This window comes from Cutibacterium namnetense, assembly GCF_001642025.1.
GTDB classification, from domain to species: domain Bacteria; phylum Actinomycetota; class Actinomycetes; order Propionibacteriales; family Propionibacteriaceae; genus Cutibacterium; species Cutibacterium namnetense.
Map to the genome: position 1 here is coordinate 161,706 of NZ_LWHO01000001.1, position 23,692 is coordinate 185,397.

Below are 23,692 nucleotides of genomic sequence, written 5' to 3' on the forward strand. Positions count from 1 at the left end.
GCCATTGGTTTTCGTCAAGGGCACCTGCCATTCAAGCGTGTACCATACACCGGACCCCGGGGTTAGCGTCGATGGTCGCGGTCTGCCCCGTCACACCCTCGACGACCCCACAGTGCAGGGAACACACCACCTGGGGGTAATCGCGGGCCAGGTCCAGGAAGGGGCAATGGCGCAGCTCGATACCGTCCTCTTCTACGGTCGGGGAGAAGCCCATGTCATCGAGTACTGCGACGAGATCGTCGGGGCGACGCCGCCCCCAACGCTGACCGATGCGCATGGCCGTAGCTGTCGGGTTGTTGGCGAGGACAACCTCCTCAACGAGCATCTGAGCTAGCAGCCGATAGGCCCGTGGTCCTTCGTCGCTGACGAGGATAAAAAGCGTGTGCGGACGTCCCCGGGTGGCCCGATGTCGACGCGTCATCGTCGCTCGCCCCTGTTCGACGAGATGGTCGAGGTGGAATCGCGCCGTCGAGGGGTGAATCCCTAGGTCGGAGGCCAGTTCGGCGCTCGTCGCTGAACCGCCACGTCGTCTCAGAGCGTCGGCGACCTCGTCGATACGCTGCTGTGATCCTGGATCGACCAGGCTCGCAGTGTCATCACTTCGTGTGCTCATGTCGTCACCTCAATGAATCCCTTGGCGCCGCGCTCCATCTCCACGAAGGAGTGGTTAACAAAGGTGTAGCGTCCTGGCTCCTCGAAGAGCATCTCAACGAAACCGCCCTGGGCGCTGGCCAGATCGAGGGCCTGGCAGCCCCCACCCTCCGGATTGCCACGTTTGAGAGTGTAAGCGCCCTCCTTAAAGACGGTGTCGAATTGGGTTCCGACGACGTGGAAAGAGCACCCTCGACTCGGGCCAGCCGCGAGTACCCAGATGCGCACCCGCTCGCCGACTCTGGCTTTGAGAGGCTCAAAAACGTATTGGTTGGCGTGCCCGTTGAACATCGTCAGATCAGGGGTTTCGTTGGCAATCTTGGCGATATTGACTTCCGCCCCATTGTGCTCACTTAGGTAGGTCTCCGACTGCACCAGGTAGAACTCCCGATCGGCTCGAGGCAGGTCGTGCGGCGGCACGATGACGGCTCCGAACATGCCTGCTGCAATGTGAGCTGACATCGGGGCGGTAGAGCAGTGGTAGAGCCAGATCCCAGCGCGATGCAGGGTGAAGTTGTAGTCCAACTGCTGGCCCGGAGCGATGGTGCGCATGACCTTGGTAGGGGAGACCGTACCGGCGTGGAAGTCCAGAGAGTGGCCCATGGTGCCCTTGTTGACCAGGTGGATTCTCATCTGGTCGCCGATACGAGCGTGGATGACCGGGGCCATATAACGGCCGTTGTAGGTCATCGCGTCGATGGTTGTCTCAGGGGCGATCTCCTGCACGGACTCCTGGGCGATGAGCGTCATCTGGTGAATGCGTCCGGTCATCAGTGGTGGTAGCACCGCATCGCGGGTCCTGAAATCCTTGCCCGGAGCTTTCGTCAAGTCGATCCTGCGACGGGGATTAGCGACGTCGCTGTGGGTATCGGGGCTGTCGGCGCCCGACATGCCATCGACCTTGACGTTAAGCACCATGCCCATCGACTTGTGCCCGACGATGGTGCACCAGCCCTCGGTTGGCCCGGTGATGACCCCGGCTTTGACGGTGGCGTGAGCTCCGGGAGCTAGGCGCGGTGAGTGGGCTCCGTTGGCGAATTGGAGGTCGTGGACTTGGTTGGGGTCCTTGTTGGTGATCTCAACGACCAGCTGATCACCAGCCGGGACGGTGATGGTGCTGGGGTGGTATCTCATCGCTTTGGCAGTGACGGTGACCTTCGTGGTGTGACCGGTGGGGGCGACGTCCCCGATGACCGCCGCCGAACCGTTGGTGTCGTTGGTGGGCGGGGCTTCGTCGAGGTGACGACCGATCGCGGCCGCCGTCAAGGCGGTGGCCAGGCCGGCAAAGGCCCCGACGAAAGAGCGGCGGTCTGGGGGAGCGGTGGGAGCGGGTTCGACGGGCTTGCTGGTGGTCCCGGCCACGGCGGAGCGGTCTGGCGGAGCAGCTTGGGCGGCTGCTGTGCCGGAACCGGGGACTTCTTTGTTTTCCGAAGCAACCTTCCGGGCTGCCATCTGGCGTCCCTTCTCCTTGAGCAGGGGCACTCCGGTGCGCACCATCGCGGCGGCGGCCGGCAGGAAGGTGGCCAATCCGGCGACGGTCAGCACTATGCCGATGCGACGGGTCCACGTGCCCATTGCAAGCACCCACAACAGCAGGCCGGCATTGGTGATCGTGGCGCGCAGTGCTCCGTAGGCGTGCATCTTGGCATTGGTAGCTCGGACGATTGTCGGTCCGCCGCCCATGACCATCGGCATGAGGTAGCTCATTGCGCCGATGAGGAGCTGGAGCAGGAACCCGACGATGACGGGCACCGATAGGGTAAAGATGTCGTCCGCGAGCAGCCCCCTACCGTTGGAGGCGAGCTTCCATACCAGCCAAACGAGCCACACCAGCAGCCAGCAGATGGCGGCCCCCATAGTGAATCCGGGGAAGTCGCGCGGCGGCTTACGGACAGCACAGGCCACCAGGTCGCCCAACACGATACAGATTCCCACGATGTGGGCCGCCACGCCGAGGGCAGCCAGCCACCACAACCCGCACAGGGCTCCGGTGGTCACCACCGCCATCGCCACAAGCATGACGTACAGGGAGATCTTCCCGTGGCGTTCTTGGACGGGCTGCATCTTGGTGCGCAGCACGGTCGGCCACAACGTGATGAGGGTACCGATGACGGTCAGACCGACGAAGCCGAGCAGGTTGAGCGCCTGGTGGGCCACTAACAGACGAGTTCGCCACGGCTCGGTGGGAGAGAAGGCCATGATTGCGCCGAGGGTTGCGCCCAGTGGCAGCAGACCGGCAGCCGCACAGTAAAACCACACCGTCGAGGCGAACCGTCCCGGTAAAGCGTGGCGAACTTGGTGGGCCAGAGCGAAGGCGTACCACGTCAGCACCGATCCGACGACGACGGCACCGACGACGGTCACCCATGGCCAGGTCGCCACCATGCCGACGCAGGTGACGATGATGCCGATTGTGAGCAGCCGAATGCGTGATACCTGACGACTACGGTCGGCGTCAGTGAGGTTGTTGTGCAGGATCGCCTCGGTGAAGTATTGCCCCCACACCATGATCGAGGTAGTAGCCACACCGAGCGTGATCATGTGCACCAGTAGCCAGCGTGACTGCGGGATCCATGGGCTTGCGACTGCCACGATGAGCAGGGCTAACAGCCACCCTGACACTGGACGTGATGCCTTGCGATGCCAGCTGCGGCGAGTGGTGTCAGGTTTACGATCACTCGGTGCGGGTGTGATATCAGGCATGGTCCCTCCTGGCGAGGCGTGCGGGGGTCGGATCGGTGGACGTGGCGGGCACGGGGGTCAGGGCTTCTGCCGCATCCGTCGCGGCTCCTGGGCGCCTGCGGGACCTTACGTGACTGGCGATGACGGCCACTAAACTCAGCAGGGCCACAACGTTGACGACCCCGCCCACCTGGAACGCGCCGGAACGTTTCAACCCGTCACCGATCCCGATGCGCACCAGCAGGGAGGCCTCCAGCAGGAAGGCCGGAAGCCAGAACCACGTCGTCCATGCCAGCCGGACTCGCAACACGGCGGGCAGGATGATAGGGGCGTGGCCGAGGATCATCCCCATGGTGAATCCGAGGAAGATCGAGTGGACGACGGCGTCGTACCCACTGAGGGAGATGGGCGGCCCCTGGATCGTGCATATGATCCCGGCCGTTGCGAGCCACAGGTAGGCGACCATGAGCAGCAGGCCGATATAAGCGGCCTGGCCGCCGCGTCTTAGGCCGCCACGGGCAACATCATGGCGGCACAACCACGCTGCGAGTCCAATCAGCACCACACCGAGCACCCGCCACCCGATCGTTGGGCTGACGACCGAGACGAGCAGGGCTGCCACCAGTGCCAGACATAGGGCTGGCAGGGCGTGGTTACGGGCCATCGTCACACGTGACAGCTCCAGCCTTTCCCCACAGATCGTCAGGATCATGTAGCAGGCCAACCACCCGATGATCTGGGAGACGCGTACCCCCGATGTCAGCAGAGCAGCGGCCCCGGCAGCGCAGAAGGCACCGGCACCTTGGATGACGACGGCGTCGTCGTAGCTGCGTCGCCACAGGGGAACGTAGATGGCCAGTAATCCCAACTGGGCGAGCGTGAGCACAGCGAGTCCGGCGCGGGCGGAGTCGAAGGGCAGAGGCGCTAGCATGACGATGACGCCGAGCCCGGATATAGCCGGGACGAGGTACCCGAGGCGATGGCCGAGTGCTACTGCGCGTTCCAGGCAGATGACGGTCCCGACGAACCCGAGCACCATGAGGGGCCCGTGCCAGTCGGATAGTCGCGTCGACATCACTGGCGACCACACCCCGAGCATCAGCAGGGCACCGTCGAGACCGGCCAGCAGGGAAATGCCGGCCGCGACTATGAGCCAGGCGTGGTGCGATCCGGCGGAGGAAGTAGGCACGGGGAATCCTTTTTTCGACTATTGGATCCTCAAAATACCAGGGTTGATGAGGCTGCCCTCACTTGACCCCGCTGTGTGATGGTACCTGGGTGGAGGTTGCGCAGTGGCACCACGGGTGTGCGGCACCTGCCTGAGCGCTGCTCATCAGGCCACCTTCACCGGATGGTCGGGATGCTTGTCCAGCCAACCCTTGATGAACGAGCAGGCCGGACGCACCGCCAGACCTTGGGAAGTAATGTCGTCGAGAGCGAACCGTGCCAAGGCACTGCCGACGCCCCTGCCGCCGAAGGCTGCGAAGACCTCGGTATGGGGCATGACGACGACGTCTCGCTCGCGTCGGAATTCAGCGAATCCGGCGAGCTCTCCGTCGAGGTGAGCTTCGTAGCGTGACTGCTGGTCGTTTTTGGTGACGGTCGTTTCACTCATACATCCCATTGTCGGGTAATTGTCCTTGGTTTCTGCCTTTTTTGCACAGGCTTTCTCCGGTGGCGTCATGACCTTGGAAGTGACCTTGTTGGGGGGGCAGTGTGGAGGTGAACACCTAACGCATACAGAGGAGTCGTCATGCCTATTGATCCCAGCAGGCCCTCAACGAACACCAATGGGTCACCAGCCCCCAGCGACGAATACTCCCTGACCGTCGGCGCTGACGGCCCGGTGGCGCTCCACGACGCGCACCTGGTGGACACCCTGGCCCACTTCAACCGAGAAAACATCCCCGAGCGTAAGCCCCATGCCAAAGGCTCGGGTGCTTTTGGTCACCTTGAGATCACTGCCGACGTCTCGGAGTACACCAAGGCATCCTTCCTACAGAAGGGGCGCGAAACTCCCATGCTGGCCCGATTCTCCACAGTCGCTGGTGAGCTCGGGAGTCCCGACACCTGGCGTGACGTCCGGGGATTCTCGCTGAAGTTCTACACCGACGAGGGCAACTTCGACATGGTCGGCAACAACACTCCGGTGTTCTTCATGCGTGACCCGATGAAGTTCCCGCATTTCATCCGCTCCCAGAAGCGGCTGCCAAATTCTGGCCTGCGCAGTCCGAACATGATGTACGACTATTGGAGTTTGTCGCCAGAATCGGCCCATCAGGTCGCTTACCTTATGGGACCGCGCGGCATTCCGCTCAGCTACCGCACTATGAACGGCTACTCCTCACACACTTACTCCTGGGTCAACGCTGAAGGGAAGATCACCTGGGTGAAGTACCACTTCATCAGCGACCAGGGTGTTCACAACATGACTGCGGATCAGGCGAAGGAGACCGTCGGTGACCACCCGGACATCCACCGCGAGGACCTCTTTAACCACATTGCCGACGGTGACTATCCCTCCTGGACCGTCAAGGTGCAGCTCATGCCCTACGACGAGGCCAAGGATTACCGGTTCAACCCCTTCGACATCACCAAGGTGTGGCCGCACAAGGACTACCCGCTGCACACCATCGGCAAGTTCACCCTGGACCGCAACCCGGAGAATTTCTTCGCCCAGATCGAGCAGGCGGCCTTCTCGCCATCTAACACTGTTGAGGGCACCGGGTTGTCGCCAGACCGTATGCTGCTAGGCCGCGTCTTCGCTTACAACGATGCCGCCCGAAATCGCCTGGGAGCCAACTACGAACAGCTCCCAGTGAATTGTCCGGTGACGCCGACGAACCAGTACACCTTCGATGGCCCGATGGCCTTCGAACACTCCGGATCGGCACCCACCTACGCTCCCAACTCTTACGGTCGCCACTTTGCCACCGGGTACCGAACCGGTGGCGAGGCTACCTGGGAGGCTGACGGCGAACTCGTTCGTTCCGCCCAGACCCGGCACGCCGACGATGACGACTTCGGTCAGGCTCACACCCTGGTGCGTGACGTTTTCTCCGATGCGGAGCGCGATGAGCTCGTCGATACCTTGGTCGACTTGATGACCAATTTCGACATGGAGGAGCCGGTCCTCGGCAACACGCTGTCTTACTGGCGCCACATTGACTCCGGTGTCGCCGAGGCAATCGAGGGCAGAATCTGACGATCGATCCCAGCGCTGGGCTGTCCCGCAGCTCAGTGCTGGTTCGACCACACCCGCCACAGCGCGGCGAACGGTCCATCGCCGTGACGCAGTTGCTCCGGCGGCCCGACTTCGACGATCCGACCACCGGCCATGACGGCGACCTCGTCGGCCATCGCCACCTGGGACAACCGGTGAGCCACCACGAGGGCGGTCCGTCCCCTGACGGCCTCGGCTGCGGCATGATCAAGAGCCGCAGCACCGGAGCTACCGGCTTCCGCCGTCGCCTCATCAAGGATGATGACGGGCGGGTCTGCCAGCAATGCGCGCGCCAGGGCGACCTGTTGTGCCTGGGCAGGTGAAAGGCGGGTTCCCAACCGTCCCACCACAGTGTCGACGCCGTTGGGGAGCTGCTCGATCCAATCAGCCCCGACCCGCTCCAATGCCGCAAGGATGGCGTCGCGGACACGCTCGTCGGGCCAGTCTTCGGCCTGTGCGGGCAACCCCAGTGCCACATCGTCGAAGAGGGTGCCGGAGAAGGTGTGGATTTCCTGGCTGATGAGCACGGTCCGGGCATGACCCGATGTCATGGTGACGGTTCCCTGCCGGGGTTCCAGCAACCCCGCGACGAGAGCCGCCAAGGTTGACTTGCCCGCCCCCGACTCCCCGACGAGCACCACGGTGTGTCCGGCTGGAATGTCCAGACTCACCATGTGCAGCACATCAGGGCCGTCTTGATAGCCAAAGCTCACCTGATCCACATGAATCGCCGTCGGCCCGGGCTGGTACCGCTGGAGGGTTGGTGACTTGTCGTGGCGTGCCCCGATGACGCCCACCACCCGCTGCAGGCACACCCATGCAGCCTGCAGGTTGTTGAGGAACATGAGCAGGAACCGCACTGGAGAGAACAACCTCAGCAGCACCAGCACCGCCGCCGCAGCCGCGCCGACGCTCAACCGGTCGGTGGTCACGAGCAGGTATCCCGTCCAGGCGACGCCGATCGTCGCCACTGCCTCGCCGGCTAGCAGCCGCACGATGAGGGTGTTACCGAGGAACCGTCCGCGTAAGCTCCAGCGGATGGCCTGCCACGATCCGTTGGCCACCGCCCGGGTGCGCAGGTTTTCCAGTCCGAAGGCGCGCACCGCGTCCACCCCGTGAATCGTCGAGAGGATGTGCTGGGACTGGGTCGTCGACGCGCTCCTCTCCGCCCGGTACACCGGTGGGGCCGTGCGCAGGAACTCCCGAATTGCGAGGCCATAGAGCACCGCGGCGAGGAGGACGGGGACGAAGAAAAGCGGATGCAGGCTGGCCAGCGCGCCCACTGACACAATCACCATGATCATGGTGTTGACGAGTCGGGGGAGGGCGCCATTAGCGGCGTCGCGCACAGCCGTGACATCGTCGGAGGCCCGCGAGACCAGATCGGCGGTACCAGCCTTCTCGACCCGTTGCTGGTCCAGCCCCAGGCCGGCCGCGATCATGGACTCGCGCAACCGGGTGATGATGGTCGTAAAGAAGGACGGCGTGAGGGACTGTGCGGCACCGTTACAGATCCCTGACCCGATCACTGCAGCAACCATCACTAACGCTGGGGTGAGCAGAGCTGAGGTTGGGCGGTGAGCCTTGGCGGCGTCGATGATCCAGCCGGTAGCCACCGGTACAGCCAGATCGAGCAGGGAGGCCGCCGTAATCACCACGATTGCCCCAATAAAGTAGCCGCGCACTCCGCGTGCTGCCCGGTGGACCTCCTGGCGAACCTGGGCAGCAGTAGCCAGTGGCAACGAGCGGGGGAGGCTCATGACAGCATTTTCCGGTAGTCGTCGCGGGCCAGCAGTTCGCGATGTGGGGCGCGTGCGATCTGGCGGCCGACGGCGTCGAGCAGCACCACCTCATCCATCTGGTCCAGCAGAGCCGGGGACGTCGTAGCGATGATGGTGGTGCGTCCGGCCCGCAGGCGTTGCATCTTCTCGGCGATGGTGGCGGTGGTGACAGCGTCGATGCTCGTAGTGGGGTCAATGAGCACGAGGCCGTCGGGAGAGTGCAGCAGGGCACGGGCCAAGGCCAGACGCTGACGCTGCCCCCCGGACACGTGGCGGCCACCCTCTCCGACGTTGGTCTCCAGCCCGCGTGGTAGCACGGCGGCGACGGTGTCTAGGGCGGCTGCGTCGACGACGGCGTTCAGTCTGGCGACAGTCGTCTGGCTGTCGAGCACGATGTTCGCGCGCGCAGTGTCGTCGAATAGTTCGGGGGAGCGGGGAGCCACCAACACCAGGCGGCGCCGCTGGGCAGGATTGAGTTTGCTGGTCGGAACTCCGTTGAGAAGGGTTCGCGGATCGTGGTTAATGGCCTCGGCCAAGGCATCACAGATCTGCTGAGGGGCCACGACCCCCAGGTGGGTGCCTCCGGCGACGTCCAGCTGGAAATCCTTGACCGGGATGTGCAACTCCACTGGACCGTCACCAGGTGTGGTGCGGGCACCATCGTCGGGATGAACCTGCCAGGCAGCCGGGCTGTCACGCAACTCACAGAATCGGTCCCCGGAGGCGTGGGCGGTGGCCAGCATCGTCGCGGTGTCGACGCCCAGTGCCCGCAGTGGTGGACCGAGGGTTTGGGCCAGCCCGACCACGGTGGCGAGTTCCCCGACGCTGATACGCCCGGCTAGGGTGAGCCACCCAGCCAGCACCGTCAGTGCGGTGATGAATACTCCCACCGAGGCGTTAATCGTCCCGGTGTAGATCCCTTTGACGCGCCGGGTGCGCAGGGAGGCGTCGAGGCCATGACGACTGGCAGCCCGGAATCTTGCGGTGGCTCGACGTTGCGCCGAGAGCCCTTGTATGACCCGCAATCCGCTGGTGAGATCGGCGGCTGACCCGGCTACGGCGGCCTCGGCGCGGCGCTCGCGACGAGTGCTGCGCTTAACCGGGGCGACCCCCTTCACCGACAGCAGGATGAGTAGCGGCACAATGCACACCGTTGCCAGCGTCAACCAGCCGTTGATGAGGGTCATCGAGATGAGGGCGCCGAGCAGGGTGACGACATTGCCGGGGATAGACGTCAGCGCGATGAAGGCTCGCGACACCGCCCGCACATCCGTGACGACGACCGCGAGCAGGTCGCCGGGAAGCCGCGAGCGCCCGCCGATCCCTTCCGGGGCGGTGATCCGGGTGAGGGCCTGCACGCGGAGGTCATGCTCGGCCACACCGGCCCCGACATTGGTCTGCATCCGTACCGTCTGGGCCACCGCGCGCACCGCGTAGGACAGCCCAACCAAGGCTAGCCATCCGGTCAGTGCCGCAGCATCGGCGGCCACCACCCCGTCGTCGATGGCGCGCCCCAAGGCCATCGGCACGCCGATATTCACCAGGCTGACGAAGGCCGAGGCGATCGATCCGGGCAGTAACCAGTGCCGCCCATCGCGGGCCATCCGGCGCACCAGTGCCCGTCCGTCGTGGGCGTAGGTGATGTCGATCAGAGGAGCATCAATGGGTGGTGGGGTCTGCCTGGGGATGCGTGGCAGCCAGCGCAGCTTCGGTTGCCAGTGTCGGCGCGGGGTGCGTATCACACTGTCCTGCTAACTGAGTCGAGTGGGCGTCGCCTCATCCGGTGCGGCAGGACGAGCCGGGCAGCCTGGGAGAGGTCCTCTGTGGTGATCTCGGTGCGACCGTTCCAAGCTGCCAGGGTGCGCGACGCTCGGACCATCATGATGTCGGCGCGGTGACCGTCGACGTGGGCGTTGAGGCAGGTGCGAGCTGCCGTCATAAGGGTCTCATCGGTGATGACTACCTGGGTGATGAGCTCGCTGGCACATCGGATTCGTTCGCCGAGCTCGTGGCCATCCTGTTCCCAGGTGCGCGAGAAGCCAGTGGGGTCGTCCTCGAAGGTCATTCGGCGCCGGATTACCTCAATGCGCTTGTGCGGGTCGTCCTCCCCGCTGACGGTGACGCATAGCCCGAAACGGTCGAGTAACTGGGGGCGTAGTTCGCCCTCCTCCGGATTCATGGTGCCGACCAGGGTGAACCGGGCTGGATGGGTAATACTGACTCCCTCTCGCTCTACCGTGTTGACGCCCATGGCGGCTGAATCCAGCAACAGGTCAACGACGTGGTCGTCGAGCAGGTTAACCTCGTCAACATAGAGGATCGCCCGGTGGGCTGTGGCAAGGAGGCCGGGTTCGAAACGGCGCCGCCCCTCTCGCAGCGCCGTCTCCATGTCGAGGGTTCCTGTGACACGGTCCTCGGTGGCGCCGACTGGCAGCTCGACGACTGGAACTTGGACGGTCCGTGGAGTGGGCATTGGTTGCGGCAGCCCGAGCTCGGCGGCATGGTCGGGGTATTCCTCGGGGGACAGGTGGTAAGCCCCGGGTACCTCCTGGTGCTTCGGCAGCAGGGCCGCCAGGCCGCGTACTGCGGTGGATTTGGCGGTGCCCTTCTCGCCGCGGATGAGCACCCCAGACAGATCGGGGCTGATGGTGGCGAGGATGAGGGCCAGCTTCATCTCCTCCTGACCGACGATGGCGCAGAAGGGGTAGACGGGGTGTTGTGCCATATCAGCGGTCCTTTCGGGGAGATTGGTGGGAAGGATCAAGGTGGGAAACGATGTTGACGAGGTCGTCGGCCCGCAAGTCATCGATGCGCAGACAGGGGCCGCCCAAGGCGGTAGCAATGTCGCGGGCCCGCGACAGCTGGACACCGCGAGGATCCTCGGTGTCGATGACCACCCAGCTGAGTCGTGTGTCAGCGCCGATCTCGGTTGCTACCCGGATCGCCTCATCGGTGGCCCGGGAGTTGGGCTGACCGTCCAGACCGACGTTGCCGCGCCCGTCGGTCACGAGGACGAGTAGCGGTCGCAGTCCCGGATCTTTGAGGAGCAGGGGTCGCACGACCTCGCAGGCCTTGACCAGCCCAGTTGACAGTGGGGTGCGCCCACCGATCGGCAGTTGTGCTAAACCGCGCTGTGCTACCTCCACTGAGGAGGTCACCGGCACTAGAACTTCGGCCCGGTCGCGACGGAAACCGATGAGGCACACCCGGTCACGTTTGACGTAGGCGTCTAAGAGGAGGGACAGCACGGCCCCTTTGGAGGCGGTCATCCGGCCTCGTGACCCCATCGACCCGGAAGCGTCGACCACGAAGACCACGCAGGAGGCGGCTCGCCCGGCCCGTACCTTGGCCCGCCAGTCGATCGGCTTGACGTGCACCGCCACGTCAGGACGATCGTGGGTTCGACGTGACTTCTGATGAACCGCCGCTGCACGGAGGGTGGCGTCCAGGGCGAGATCTTCGGGACTGTCGGTGGGGCGGGCGGAAATGTAGCGGCCGCGCCAATCGCTGCTACGGGTGCGCAGTCGTCGCCCGGAAGCACGTCGGGCGTGGCGATCCTGGCCGGGCTCCAAGGGGCGAACAGCGAAAGGGTCACCGATGGCAGCTACCTGTTCGCCGATGCTTGATGGTTGATTCTGCTGGTCGTGCTGGCCGTTGTCCCGCTGATTGTGGGGGTCTTCCCGGTTGCCGGGTTGTTGTTCGCTTTGTTGCTCGCTTGAGTTGGCGAGCGGCGGGGCAGAATTCTCGCCCCCCTGCGGGCCTCCCGTCTGCGGGCTGGGCTGCTCGGGCTCCGGGGGACGTTGCTCGTGCTGGTCCGACTGATCATGAGAGTGTTGGCTTCGCGGCGGAGGAGGGTCCGACGGGGTTTCGGCGCGACGACGGTGTCGCAGCACCATCTCGCTGATCGTTAACACGTCGTCTTCGGTGGCGATGCCGCGACCGGCTAGGGCGGCGTGGGCTCGGGTGGCTTCGGCCATGACGATGTCGGCGCGGTGCCCGGCGACGTGGTTCTGCCGACACAGGCAGGAGATAAGTTCGGTGACGACCTCGTCAAGTCGGACGCTAGTGACGAGGTGTCGGGCCTTCTCAATGGCTGCGGCCTGACGGTCCTGGTCACCTTGCCAGCGGGCGCCGAACCCGGTCGGATCTGCGTCGTGGTCGAAGCGTCGCCGGATGATCTCGGCCCGGGCGCTCGGGTCAGACTCACCGTGCACGTCGACGCACAGCCCGAACCGGTCAAGCAGTTGGGGCCGCAATGACCCCTCCTCAGGGTTCATCGTCCCCACCAGTACGAAACGGCTCGCCAAGGAGGCTGTCAGACCCTCACGCTCCACCCGAACCGTCCCAGCGCAGGCGTCAATGACGAGATCGACGAGGTGGTCGTCGAGGAGATTGACCTCGTCGACGTACAGCACCCCGCCGTCGACCTCGCTGAGCAAACCTGGCTGGAGCACTGGACGTCCAGACACCAAGGTTGCCTCAAGGTCCAATCCGCCGACGAGACGGTCCTCGGTAGCTCCCAGGGCCAAAGTGCGCATGGTGTGACCGGGTAGCAGCTCGACGAGACCACGAACCAGCGTCGACTTGGCCGTTCCCTTCTCCCCGCTGAGGACGACCCCGCCGATACGCGGGTTGACCGCGCACAACAGCAGGGCAAGTCTGGCGTCGTCCTGCGCGACGATGGCGGTGAACGGGTAGGTCATCAGATCAGCCCCAGCCCGGTCAGGTCGAGCCCACCGGCGAGGGACTGTGGAGGCGCACCCACCCGAGTGTCCGGGTCGGCGCGGGGGTCGTCAGAGACCTCTTCGATGGTGCCTTCGATGTCGGCGTAGGTGTTCTCCAGTTCCCCGACGGTGTTCGGATTGGCCTCCCAAACGTGGCGCTGGGCGGCGTCGAGTAGTTTGTCGACGATGTTGTGCAGGGCGTGCGGGTTGACTTGCCGGAACCATTCCTGCATCGCCGGGTCGAGGGCGTAACGACGCGCCACGGCTTCCCACAGACCGTCGTCGACGACGTCGGCGGTGGCGTCCCACCCGATGAGGATGTCGAGCACCTTGGACAGATCACCGGCCCCCTTGTATCCGTGCCGCTGCAACCCCTCGATCCACGACGGGTTGAGGATTCGCGAACGCAGGATGAGGCGAGCTTCCTCCGTGGTGGTGCGCGTGGCGATGCGGGCCGGATCCGAAGAGTCCCCCACCAGCGACATTGGTGCCTCTCCCCGTACCGTCGTCGCAGCAGCGATGAGCCCGCCGTAGTAGTTGTAGAAGTCGGTGCAGCTGAGCATGTCGTACTCGCGGGTGTCCTCATTCTTGACGGTGACATCCATGCGCTTCAGGCTCGCAGTGAACCTTTCGGTCTCCACGTCCCCGAACACCCCCTCACCGTAAGCGTGGGAGGAGGCGGCGATGTAGGCCCTACCTAGGTCAGTCTTGTCCTGCCACGCTTTGGTTTCGATGAGTTCTTCCACCCCGGCACCGTATCCGCCAGGCGGGCATCCAAAGACCCGGAGGGTGGCCTTGCGACGAGCTTGCTCGACGTCAACACCCTGGGCGATCAGCTCGGTGACGTCGGCCTCGACATGCGTGCGCAGCATGTTGTCGTCGTCAGGTTCTGGGAGGGTCGCGACCATCCGCACCGCCCGGTCGACCATCTCGACGAGATTGGGGAAGGCATCGCGGAACAAGCCGGAGATGCGCGCAGAGACGTCGATACGGGGACGCCCCAGTTCGGAGGGTTCGATGATCTGCAACCCGCTGACGAGCCCGGAAGTCTCCCAGACTGGACGCACCCCCATGAGATACAGGATTTCGGCGATGTCGGCCCCGCCGCTACGCATGTTCGGGGTACCCCAAACCACCACCCCGACGGTGCGCGGCCACGGCTGGTCAGGGTGGGTTTGGGCATACTCGCGCAGGAGTTGATCGGCCAATTCGATCCCTTCACGCCATCCTGTCGGGGTGGGCATGGTTTGGGGGTCCAGGGAGAAGAAATTGCGTCCGCTCGGCAAGATGTGGGCGTTACCGCGGCTGGGCGCTCCCGATGGTCCGGGGGCCACGAACCCGCCGTCGAGAGCCGTCATGATGGCGTCGATCTCGTTGCTGGTGGCGTCTAGCCGTGGCATGAGGTCAGTAAGCACCCAGGTGAGCGTCTCGATGACGTCGCCGCGTTCGGCACCGAGCTGTTGGCGGCACAACTGGGCGGCCAAATCGTGCGCTCCGGTACCGTCAGAGCACCTGTTGTGGTGGTGGGCGACAACAGGGGTGAGCAGCTCCACGCAGCGGCGGTGCGCCTCGGCCATGAGCTGCCGGCCGGTCAGGCCATCGGGCAGGTCGGCGATGACGGGCACCGGCTCACCGGCTTTGGCACTGACCTCGTCGAGGCTGGTTCCCCAGGCATCCAGCACGGCTTCGCGCAGGGACGGTATCGGCCCGTTAGGCTGACGGGTGAGTTGGGCCACGTACTCCACTTCGGCGGCGATCGGGTTGTCGAGGTCGGCGACGACCCTGCCCAGCACGTGCAGACCATCGGCGATCTCGCGGTCCTGCAAGTCGAGCAGATGGTGGTGGACCCTGTCGAGCACCTCGACGGGATCGGCGTCGACGTCGGCACTTGTCAAACCCAGATCGGTGTCTAGACCAGCCTCGACGACCGCCTTCCATACCTGCTTCGCGACGGTTCTGGCCCGCTGGGGACTTTGCGACTGTGCCCCGGCGTGTTCACGCAGGATGCGGTCGATCTCGGCAGTGGAGTCGTACAACCCGGCCTGACGCATCGGTGGGGTGAGGTGGTCGACGAGGGCTGCGGCACTGCGCCGTTTAGCCTGGGTGCCCTCCCCAGGGTTGTTGATGAGGTATGGGTAGATGTTGACCATCCGGTCCAAGGCGAGCTCGGGGTAGCACTCCTCGGACAGGCCTAGCCCCTTGCCCGGCAGCCACTCCAGGCTCCCGTGGGTGCCGACGTGGATGACGGCGTCGGCCTTGAAGACGTCACGGATCCAACGGTAGTGGGCTAGGTAGTGGTGGGGAGGGGGAAGGAGGGGGTCGTGGAGGTCGGAATCGGTGACGGCCTCGAAATATCCTCGCGGGGGCTGGATCGTCAGCAGCACGTTGCCGTCGAGGTGCCCGGCGAAGGAAAACTCGTCGTTGTGGACGAACAGGGTGCCCGGATGCGGGCCCCAGGCGCGGTCCATCGACTCGCGCACCGTCGGTGGCAGGGCCCGGTACCACGGGCGGGAGGTTGCTAGGTCGGCGTGGGCCTCGGCGCGCTGATGCATTTGCTCGGGGGTGAGCCAGCGCTGGTCGCACGTCAGAGACGACAACAACGCCTGGGCGATGTCGTCGGCCGACTCGAACTGGTCGGGGACGTCGTAGCCCTCCTCGGCCATCCGGATGAGCAGCTGGCGTGCCGACTCGAAGGTGTCCAGTCCGCTGGCACAGCCGATCCGGTCGTTGCGCGGCGGATGGTGGTGGAAAACTATCGCCACTTTGCGTTGACTGGCCGGAGTGCGAGCCAGCCGGGCCCACGAAAGGGCCAACTGGGCCATCGCCTCGGGACGACCAGGGACGGGGACCAAGTGTGGCACGACGGCTCCGGTGAGGTCGTCGACCTTGTCAATCTCTCGGGTGGCCAGGAACTTGGTAATAAGGGCACCATCGAACTCCGGTTGAGCGGCCTGGGTGGCAACGTCCATCGCCCCCATCCCCTGGGCCTCCCATGCCGCATGCGGAGCATAAGAAGTGAGGGCATGCAACACGCTTACCCCGAGCTTCGGGTAGGCGTCGGCATTGGCAGGCACACCGACCGTCATGGACATGCCGTGGACGTCAATAAGAGTGTCGATGACGCGGTTGCCGTTCTCGTCGTACAGCAAGGTCTCCAGAGTTTGGGCCATGCCGAGATTGCCGCGGCGAGCGTCAGGCAGGCGCAGACAAAAGAAGGGCACGGTGTTGGCATCGAGGGCTTCAACCGCCTCAACGAGAGCCTCAATATGCGCGGTGTTGTGCTCCAACCAGTAGCTACGCGGAAAGGTGATCCCAACGGTGGGCCGATCGGGGTCTAGGTGGCACCGGTACTCAGCGAGGTTGGTGAACAGGCCGTAACGAGGATGCCAGATCCCCTCGGTGGGGGCGGGGATGACGTCGGGGATGGGGGCTGATCCTCCGTTCACCCGGTCGATGAGGACCCGCAGCGCTGCTTCGACATTGTCCGGGCCGCCCATCTCCAGCAGCCCGACGAGACCCCTCCAGGTGCCGTCGTCGAGTCCGCTGGCCCAGTCCTGGGCGGCCAGGAGCCCGTCGTCATCACCAGAGGTGGGTTGGATGTGGATCCACGGCAGCGGCAGACCGGATTCGCGACGGGATCTCCACGCCTCAATCAGCGCGGGCCATGCCGGGCAGGAGGTGGTACCGCCGTGGAAACTGAGCACCACGGCGTCACTGCGGGCGGCCGCCTGGGCGAAGGCGCGGGCCAGTTCCGGGTCGGTGACCTGCTCCTTAGTGCGGCCGAAGAGGGTGATATCGAGACCGATGGTGCGTAGCCGGGACAAGGCTTGGCTGACGAGTGTGAGCTCGCCGCCGGTGGCAGAGAAGAAGCACAGGGTGGTCATGATGCACACTCCAGACGGGCGAGGGTGCCGTCGACGAGGCAGGCTAGTGGGGTGCGGCGCTGTTCCGGGTCGGCCCAGGCGTTGGCCTCTACGCGGGATGGGCAGTCGCCGGGGCATCGCCCTGCTAGAGCACAGCTGTGGCAGGGCCCGTGCAAGGTGTGGCGATCCGGTGCGAAACGTCGCCGTAAGTTCTGCCAGTCGATGCTATGGACGGTTCCCGCCCGGGACGCCACATCCCCGACGGCTTGGGAACAGGGGTAGATGCTGCCATCGGGGGCGACCGCCATCGATTCCCCGACCGCCGCATGACAGTAGGGTCGGTTCGTTACGGGAAGCAGGCTTCGGCCCGAAGGGTCGACGGTGCTTGTCGTAGGTATCGGGCCACTGCGGAGCGCAGTTCTGACGGTCTCTAACTCTCGCCAGCGCAGGGGCGTGGCGCGCAGTGCGTTGATCTGTGCCAGGCTCCGGTAGAGCGTGGTGATTCCGTCGATGACGGCCTGGTCAGCGGGGACGAGATCATCTCGCTCGGCTGCGTTCCCGATTGCCACAAGTGGGTCGAGCCCGAACCCGGTGATGTTGGGGAACCCCGCCAGCGTGAGGGCCAGCTCATCGAGGTGATCGACATTGCGGGCCGACAGCACCGTCGTTACCCGCACCGGAATGTCGGCTTGGGCGAGCGCGAATAGGCCGCGGAAGGTCTGCGCTGCTGATCCGCGCGTCGCCTCTTGCACGGCGGGTGGCCCGTCGATGCTCACCCCGACCCGGAGGCCGTAGCGTTTCAGCATGGCGATCATGTCGCCGTTGAGGCGGGCGCCATTGGTCTGGATGCCGCAGGTGACCGTTGCTCCCCTGATTGCCACAACCCGTCGGGCGACGTGCTCGACGACAGAGGGCACCAGGGTCGGCTCACCACCGGCCAGTTGGACGTGGGCAGGCCGTCCGGTGGCTCGTGCACCTTCCTCGACGAGGTCCAAGGCGGCGTCTGCCACTTCGATGGGCATCCGGGCGCCTCGACGGTCGCGGCGGTAACAATAGGAACAGGCGAGGTCGCAGGCCGCGGTTGGCCACAGGACGAGGTAGCGCACGGTCATGGCCGGGTCTGCCCCTTCCGGAGAGCGATCAGGTGATCATGGAGTTGGGACAGGGTGAGCAGCACACGGTCGTTGACCGCCCAACCTTCGGCGGTGACGCTGATTGTCAGCACTTCCTCACCTGGCTGCTCGACGACCCGATACCCGGATCGGTTCAGAACATGATGGGCAAGATCGGCGTCCACACCGTGCCCAACGACCCGTGCGACCGGACGCCCGGTATCGGACTGCCAGAAGGTGAGAGTGTGAAGGTCAAAGGTGATTCCTTCGGTGCGGAAGGCCGATTCGAGTGCGCCGTTGCGGGCTAGATCCTCCGGCCCTCCGATCGTCACGTCCGTGTCGTGTCCGGCTACCCATAGGGTGTCGGCGTAACGCATCACCGGCTCGATGTCATGGCTGCACACCACTACGGCGATGTTCCGGTCCGTGCATACCCCGCGCAGCATGCCGAGTAGGGCGATCCGTCCTGGCGGATCGAGGAAGGAGGTTGGCTCGTCGAGCAGCAGTATGGACGGCTCCTGGGTCAGCGCTCGAGCGACCATCACCCGTTGGCGCTGACCGTCCGACAGCTCGCCGATGAAGGCGTCGGCTAGATCGGTCGCTCCGACGGCTGTCAAAGAGTCATCGATGACGGCGTGGTCGCGGGGCCTCAGACGTCCCCCGATGCCAGAGTGCGGGTGACGCCCTAGCGAAACAATGTCTCGACACGTGAGACGAGCTACCGACACTTTATCAGTGAGGACGGTCGACAGGGTTTGGGCGATCTGACGGCGCGACATCCGTGACGTCGCTGTGCCGTTGAGCTCCACCTCGCCCCGTAGACTCGGCTGCAATCCCGCCACCGAGCGCAGCAGGGTCGACTTGCCGGCACCGTTGGGGCCGACGAGCCCGACCATCTGTCCGGCCTCCACCGAGCCCGTCACCCCAGACAGCACTGTGGTGGTGTGGTGGCCTGACCGGTATCCGACGTCCAGGCTCTTTACAGCGAGACCCATCACGTCGCCTCCGCCTCCCGGTACCAACGGATGAGGATGACCATGACGACCGGCGCGCCGAACACCGCATTGACCGCGTTGACGGGCAGCACATCGTCACCCGGCAGCTGGGCCAGAATGTCCGCCACCAAGGCTAGTGAGCCGCCCGTAAGAATGCACCCGGGCAGCAGATAGCGGTGGTCGGCGGTGCCCAGCACGCCGCGCGTCAAGTGAGGTACCGCAATTCCAAGAAAGCTGATCGGCCCGCAGAAAGCGGTGGCCGCCCCGGCAAGGATGGCCGTGCTGGCGACCAGCAGGGAGCGCACCACCTTGAGGTTCATCCCCATCGTCTGGGCGTACCGTTCCCCCAGTAGGAGGGCATTGAGGGGTTTGGCGAGCGGCAGACTGGCCCCGATCATGATCACCATAATCGGGACCATCACCTTGAGGTTATCCCAGGTCACGCCGTGGTAACTGCCAAACTGCCAGCGGGTGTATTGAGCAACGAGTTCTGGGCTGGCGCGCGACAGCAGTACCGTCACCCCCGACGACACGAAATACCCGATCATGACACCGAGCAGCAACAGGATCGTTGAGGAGTGGATAAACCGTCCTGTCAGCATGACGATGCATAACACGACGGTCGCGCCTAGAGCAGCCGCAACCATGATCAACAGGTCCGAGCCGATGCCCAACCCAGAGGCGAAGGCGGCCGCCCCCATCGACGTGGAGGCGGACAACACCACCAGGGCGACGCCCAGACTGGCTCCTGAAGAGATACCAAGCACGTAGGGGTCAGCCAGTGGATTGCGAAATAAGGTTTGCATCTCCAGACCCGATATCCCCAATGCTGCTCCGACGAGCAGCGCGGCGATGGTGCGGGGTTCGCGAACGTCGCTGACGATCGTCAAGGCGACCGGATCGACGTGGGTGCCGCCGGTGATGATCGTCATGACGTCACCGATCGGGATGTTCACTGAGCCTAGGGCCAATCCGGCGAGGGCCACCAAGACGAAGATCACGGTGAGGATCACGAAACGGACGGGCAACGGTAGCCCTCGCCGTCGTCGCTGCGTCGTCACTTGGCGGTGGCCTTTCGGTAGAAGGTGAACTGGTGGTCGGTGCTGAGTTCAGGGTGAAGGATCGCCGACAGGTCCGCCAGCACAAGGTCGGGCCGGACGACACCGGTCTGCCAGTAGTCGTTGCCGTGTCTCGGATCGGCGCGCAGGGTGGCGTCCCAGACATTGCCGGTATGCATCGCCTTGAGGGTCTTCATTCGCGGATCGGCCCTGATGATGTCGGGTATCGATGACTTTTCCGGTTCGTTGATCTGACCATCGATCCAGAAGTCGGCGTTGTGGGCTTTCTTAAGGATGGTCTCGGTGGTCATCTTCGACGAGGCCACCCCATGCACGTCTTTGAAGACGTACTCGCCGCCGGCATCGCGCAGGAACTGGATGGAATAGTTTTCGTCGGGCTTGATGTACCAGATGCCCTTGAACTGGTAGCCGTACAGCACGCTGGGCCGCGTTGTCACTGTGGCGGTGTGCTGAACAGTCTGGTGGTACTTCTTGGCGATCTCGTCGTATTTCTGGTTCGCGACGCGCTCGGCATTGACGAACAGTGAGTCGTACTTGATCCATTCGGCGCGTCCCAGTGGGGTGTTCTCAAGGAAATCGGGCTCGGCGACTACTGGTGTACCCATCTCCTTGACTTTGGCGAACTTGCTCGGGTCGTCGTGGCCGCTGACGATGAACAGGTCGGAGCGCAGTGAGGCAAGCTTCTCGGTGTTGATCTCGGTGGTGCCGTCCCCGGCGGCGAAATCCGCGACCTTGTGGGCCTTGAGAGCTTCGCGGGTCTTCGGGTCGCCAACCCTGTCCACATTGGCCATCCCAACCACGGTGTCCAGCTTGTTCATCATCTGGAACTTCAAGGGTTCGGTGGTTGATCCGAGTGCAACCCGGGTAGTGGGGATGCTGATCCGCTGCGCCGTGGCGAGATCGCCGGTCAACGACGGCTTGGGGGCACCGCACTGCACCAGAACGTACGTGGCCTTCCTTGGTGAGGTGTTTGACGGGTGCTTGATCGTCACCACCTTGTAGGACTTGTGATACGAAACCGTGATGCCGCGAGCGTCACTGAAAGTGGCCTTCTCGGGGAAGTAGTCCTTCTGCGGGTCGAAGTTCTTGATGCAGGACCGCCCAGACTGGGTCGAAGAGTCTGGGGACCCTGAGCACCCGGCGAGGGCCGCGAGAACCAGAGCGACGACTGTCAGACCCGCGATGGGATGATGGATGTGCATGCGTGCTCCAAAGGGAAGCCGTGGTGCGCGGCGGGATCAGGCGAGCTTCTGGTAGTAGTACGGCGTGTACCCGGGCATGAGGTCGGGATGGAAGATGTACGTGAGGTCCTTGAGGACAATGTCGGGGTGAACGACTCCGGATTGCCAAAAGTCATTGCCGGTGTCGGGGGCGGTGCGCTTGGTCGGATTCCAAACCTTTCCCTTCTGGAAGGCCAGTAGGTTGCCGTAGCGTGGGTTTTGCTTCAGGGCGTCCGCCTTGGTTTTCCACGTCGTCATAGACATGTAGTTGCCGTTGAGCCAGAAGTCGGCCTTGGAGCCGTATTTGAAAACCACCTCCGAGTCGGTGGGAACGGCGCCGGTCTTCTTGACGGCCCCACCCATGACATCGGATGCCCCGGCGTCGGACATGAACCGGATCATGTAGGAATCGGTGCCAGGAACGTACCACTGGCCTTTGGTCTCCTGGCCGACGAGGACGCTAGGCCTGGAGGTGCCACCCTTAGCCGTTTTCGCAACCTCGTCGTAGCGCTTGGTGATGTCGTCGAAAGCTTTGGCGCTCAGAGCCTCTTTGTTGAGCAGCACGCCGTAGGCCTTCATCCATTCGGCGCGGGCCAGCGGGTCGGACTCGAGGTAGTCGAGGTCCGGCATTACGGGGATGTTGGCAGACTGTACCTGTTTGAATCCCTCCACTGCGGCGCTGGCGGCGAGCACGATGTTGGGTTTAAGGGCGATGATCTTCTCCGGGTCGGTGTTCATCCCAGCCGCCCCGTAGCTGGCAACCTTACGGGCTTCCAAAGTATCGCGAGCCGGGCCGCGGTAGATCTGCTTGAGCTGGTTGACGCCGACGATGGTGTCCAGGGAGTTGAGGGTTTGGAAGACCGGTATCTGGGTGGTCGAGGAGGCGGCGACCCGCTTGACCGGCACGTCGACGATCTGGGCCTTGGCAAGGTCGCCGGTCAACGACGGCTTGGGCGCGCCGCACTGCAGCAATACCAAGGTTTGCGCCATCTTGCCCTTCTTGCCGAAGGTCATCACCTTGTAGGACTTGTGGTAGCTGATGCTGACCTCTTTGGCTCCGGTAAAGGTGACCTTGTCGGGGAAATAGTCCTTGTCCTTGTTGAAAGATCCTGCCGGGATGCACCCGGACATATTGGCGCCGGTGCCAGACGATGAGGTCTTCGCCGACCCCTCCCCGGAAGTGGAGCCGGTACCGGAACAGCCGGCCAGAGCGAGGCTGGGGGCGACGAGAAGGGTGATGAGGGCCGAGATCCTTCTCGACGCCGTCTTCGGAATGCTCATGCGGTTCTCCCTGCGGTCATGCCGCAGGACCAGCACACATTTGTGCTCGGCGGACCTCTGCGGCGAAAGTCGTCACTGCCCCTCCGCAGCAAGTCGACCGGGCTGAGCCTGGTGGCATCACCGTTGCGCGAGAGCGTCGGACTTGCACCGACTTCGCTCACTGTGGAGTGCCTCGGACCGAGTCCGATTCGAGGCAATCGCACATTAACACCATGCACATGGGGTGCGTTGCGGGGGCTGGGATGTGGGTTCGCCAACGGGGTGCTGGCACTTCCTGTCTCACACCACCGAACTGAGACAACCGATGACCTCCCAGGGTCGCTGCGGGGCCACCAATTCGTGCAGCTCTTCGACGTCGCCGGGGGCACAGGCCAGCACGAGGCAAGTCGACGGCCCGCCAGAGTGCGTCAAGTCGACATCGGTGTGCTGGGATTCGACGCGCAGCCCCGCCGTGGCGGCCAGCTGCTCGGCCTCCCACGCTACCCCGTGAGACCCAACCGGGACGCAGTCGTGCACCTTCCCCGAGGCCATCAGTGCCCGAACCTCCGCGACGTCTACAATCTCATCCCTACCAGGGGCGACGTCGTCGTCAGGAGCGGAGATCGGAGCTCCGACGCACACCACGGCGTCACTGTCCTGGGCTTTCGGCAACTCGCCGTCCGGCATGACACCGATGACCGTCACCCCGATGCCGGTCTGGGTCGTGGCGACGTTATCCTCCGTTGACCCGGTGACCGCATCGGGGTCGATCCCGGCTGCGGTGGCACAACGTTGGAACTCGGCGATCATGGGCTGGGCAGATGCATGGTCTTGACACAGAGTGTCGACAAGGATGAGCGGACGTGCACCGGCGCACAGTACTTCCAGCAGTGGCACCCGCGCCCCCAGATGAGCACACCACACTGGGTCAGCTGGATAGGGATCGTCAGGTCGCGATCCGATGCCGCCGATAGCGTCGCAGGCGATGACCAGACGGGAGGCCGGAACGTCGGCCACCAGCAGATCGCGCAGACGAGTGACGGGCAATCTCATTGCGGGGACATGGTTCGGGGCGATCACGGTCTCATTCAACCGCGACCGC

16 protein-coding genes are annotated in these 23,692 nt (G+C 64.3%); 1 reads left to right on the forward strand and 15 read right to left on the reverse strand.

The window, feature by feature from the left end; translation table 11 throughout:
- Positions 1–31 precede the first annotated feature (31 nt).
- The 4 genes from A5483_RS00670 to A5483_RS00685 form a co-directional block, all read right to left on the reverse strand.
- Positions 32–613: a helix-turn-helix transcriptional regulator gene (locus A5483_RS00670; RefSeq protein ID WP_063810712.1), complete on the reverse strand. Its 582-nt coding sequence runs from the start codon at positions 611–613 to the stop codon at positions 32–34.
- On the reverse strand, positions 610–3,354 hold the full coding sequence (locus tag A5483_RS00675) for a multicopper oxidase domain-containing protein (RefSeq protein WP_063810714.1): 2,745 nt from the start codon (positions 3,352–3,354) through the stop codon (positions 610–612). Before A5483_RS00675 ends, A5483_RS00670 begins: the two co-directional genes overlap by 4 nt.
- Positions 3,347–4,483 (reverse strand): hypothetical protein, encoded by a 1,137-nt coding sequence (locus A5483_RS00680; protein WP_241497663.1) that lies wholly within the window; start codon positions 4,481–4,483, stop codon positions 3,347–3,349. Before A5483_RS00680 ends, A5483_RS00675 begins: the two co-directional genes overlap by 8 nt.
- A 183-nt stretch (positions 4,484–4,666) precedes the next feature.
- Positions 4,667–4,948 carry a GNAT family N-acetyltransferase gene (locus tag A5483_RS00685; protein ID WP_042843211.1) on the reverse strand — a complete coding sequence of 94 codons (282 nt, stop codon included), beginning with the start codon at positions 4,946–4,948 and terminating at the stop codon, positions 4,667–4,669.
- A gap of 138 nt (positions 4,949–5,086) precedes the next feature.
- Between A5483_RS00685 and A5483_RS00690 the strand changes: the two genes are divergently transcribed.
- Positions 5,087–6,538 carry a catalase gene (locus A5483_RS00690; RefSeq protein WP_002550086.1) on the forward strand — a complete coding sequence of 484 codons (1,452 nt, stop codon included), beginning with the start codon at positions 5,087–5,089 and terminating at the stop codon, positions 6,536–6,538.
- Positions 6,539–6,570: 32 nt separating this feature from the next.
- On the opposite strand, the gene A5483_RS00695 is transcribed toward A5483_RS00690, so the two are convergent.
- From A5483_RS00695 to A5483_RS00745, 11 genes are all read right to left on the reverse strand, one after another.
- Positions 6,571–8,316, reverse strand: a complete 1,746-nt coding sequence (locus tag A5483_RS00695) for an ABC transporter ATP-binding protein (protein ID WP_002550200.1) — start codon at positions 8,314–8,316, stop codon at positions 6,571–6,573.
- Positions 8,313–9,941 carry an ABC transporter transmembrane domain-containing protein gene (locus A5483_RS00700; RefSeq protein WP_193790417.1) on the reverse strand — a complete coding sequence of 543 codons (1,629 nt, stop codon included), beginning with the start codon at positions 9,939–9,941 and terminating at the stop codon, positions 8,313–8,315. Before A5483_RS00700 ends, A5483_RS00695 begins: the two co-directional genes overlap by 4 nt.
- 134 nt (positions 9,942–10,075) lie before the next feature.
- Positions 10,076–11,062, reverse strand: coding sequence for a magnesium chelatase ATPase subunit I (locus A5483_RS00705; RefSeq protein WP_063810718.1), 987 nt, complete (start codon positions 11,060–11,062; stop codon positions 10,076–10,078).
- A 1-nt stretch (position 11,063) separates the two neighbouring features.
- Positions 11,064–13,040, reverse strand: coding sequence for a magnesium chelatase subunit D family protein (locus tag A5483_RS00710; protein WP_063810720.1), 1,977 nt, complete (start codon positions 13,038–13,040; stop codon positions 11,064–11,066).
- The gene (cobN, locus tag A5483_RS00715) at positions 13,040–16,945 is read right to left on the reverse strand and encodes a cobaltochelatase subunit CobN (protein ID WP_063810722.1); all 3,906 of its coding nucleotides are present in this window, start codon (positions 16,943–16,945) and stop codon (positions 13,040–13,042) included. Before cobN ends, A5483_RS00710 begins: the two co-directional genes overlap by 1 nt.
- Positions 16,942–18,036, reverse strand: coding sequence for a radical SAM/SPASM domain-containing protein (locus tag A5483_RS00720; RefSeq protein WP_082863951.1), 1,095 nt, complete (start codon positions 18,034–18,036; stop codon positions 16,942–16,944). Before A5483_RS00720 ends, cobN begins: the two co-directional genes overlap by 4 nt.
- The gene (locus A5483_RS00725) at positions 18,033–19,031 is read right to left on the reverse strand and encodes an ABC transporter ATP-binding protein (protein WP_420911583.1); all 999 of its coding nucleotides are present in this window, start codon (positions 19,029–19,031) and stop codon (positions 18,033–18,035) included. Before A5483_RS00725 ends, A5483_RS00720 begins: the two co-directional genes overlap by 4 nt.
- Positions 19,031–20,092 carry an iron chelate uptake ABC transporter family permease subunit gene (locus A5483_RS00730; RefSeq protein ID WP_334339082.1) on the reverse strand — a complete coding sequence of 354 codons (1,062 nt, stop codon included), beginning with the start codon at positions 20,090–20,092 and terminating at the stop codon, positions 19,031–19,033. Before A5483_RS00730 ends, A5483_RS00725 begins: the two co-directional genes overlap by 1 nt.
- Complete coding sequence (locus A5483_RS00735; protein ID WP_063810728.1) at positions 20,089–21,312, reverse strand: ABC transporter substrate-binding protein; 1,224 nt, start codon at positions 21,310–21,312, stop codon at positions 20,089–20,091. Before A5483_RS00735 ends, A5483_RS00730 begins: the two co-directional genes overlap by 4 nt.
- Positions 21,313–21,348: 36 nt before the next feature.
- Complete coding sequence (locus A5483_RS00740; protein ID WP_063810929.1) at positions 21,349–22,461, reverse strand: ABC transporter substrate-binding protein; 1,113 nt, start codon at positions 22,459–22,461, stop codon at positions 21,349–21,351.
- 429 nt (positions 22,462–22,890) lie between these two features.
- Positions 22,891–23,670: an AIR synthase related protein gene (locus tag A5483_RS00745; protein WP_002550144.1), complete on the reverse strand. Its 780-nt coding sequence runs from the start codon at positions 23,668–23,670 to the stop codon at positions 22,891–22,893.
- Positions 23,671–23,692: the final 22 nt, after the last annotated feature.

What these genes read in the sequence shown, in the direction of transcription:
- A5483_RS00670 (WP_063810712.1), bottom strand. Translation starts at nt 613, where the DNA reads ATGAGCACACGAAGTGATGACACTGCGAGCCTGGTCGATCCAGGATCA.
- A5483_RS00675 (WP_063810714.1), bottom strand. Translation starts at nt 3,354, where the DNA reads ATGCCTGATATCACACCCGCACCGAGTGATCGTAAACCTGACACCACT.
- A5483_RS00685 (WP_042843211.1), bottom strand. Translation starts at nt 4,948, where the DNA reads ATGAGTGAAACGACCGTCACCAAAAACGACCAGCAGTCACGCTACGAA.
- A5483_RS00690 (WP_002550086.1), top strand. Translation starts at nt 5,087, where the DNA reads ATGCCTATTGATCCCAGCAGGCCCTCAACGAACACCAATGGGTCACCA.
- A5483_RS00695 (WP_002550200.1), bottom strand. Translation starts at nt 8,316, where the DNA reads ATGAGCCTCCCCCGCTCGTTGCCACTGGCTACTGCTGCCCAGGTTCGC.
- A5483_RS00700 (WP_193790417.1), bottom strand. Translation starts at nt 9,941, where the DNA reads ATGGCCCGCGATGGGCGGCACTGGTTACTGCCCGGATCGATCGCCTCG.
- A5483_RS00705 (WP_063810718.1), bottom strand. Translation starts at nt 11,062, where the DNA reads ATGGCACAACACCCCGTCTACCCCTTCTGCGCCATCGTCGGTCAGGAG.
- A5483_RS00710 (WP_063810720.1), bottom strand. Translation starts at nt 13,040, where the DNA reads ATGACCTACCCGTTCACCGCCATCGTCGCGCAGGACGACGCCAGACTT.
- cobN (WP_063810722.1), bottom strand. Translation starts at nt 16,945, where the DNA reads ATGACCACCCTGTGCTTCTTCTCTGCCACCGGCGGCGAGCTCACACTC.
- A5483_RS00720 (WP_082863951.1), bottom strand. Translation starts at nt 18,036, where the DNA reads ATGACCGTGCGCTACCTCGTCCTGTGGCCAACCGCGGCCTGCGACCTC.
- A5483_RS00725 (WP_420911583.1), bottom strand. Translation starts at nt 19,031, where the DNA reads ATGGGTCTCGCTGTAAAGAGCCTGGACGTCGGATACCGGTCAGGCCAC.
- A5483_RS00735 (WP_063810728.1), bottom strand. Translation starts at nt 21,312, where the DNA reads ATGCACATCCATCATCCCATCGCGGGTCTGACAGTCGTCGCTCTGGTT.
- A5483_RS00740 (WP_063810929.1), bottom strand. Translation starts at nt 22,461, where the DNA reads ATGTCCGGGTGCATCCCGGCAGGATCTTTCAACAAGGACAAGGACTAT.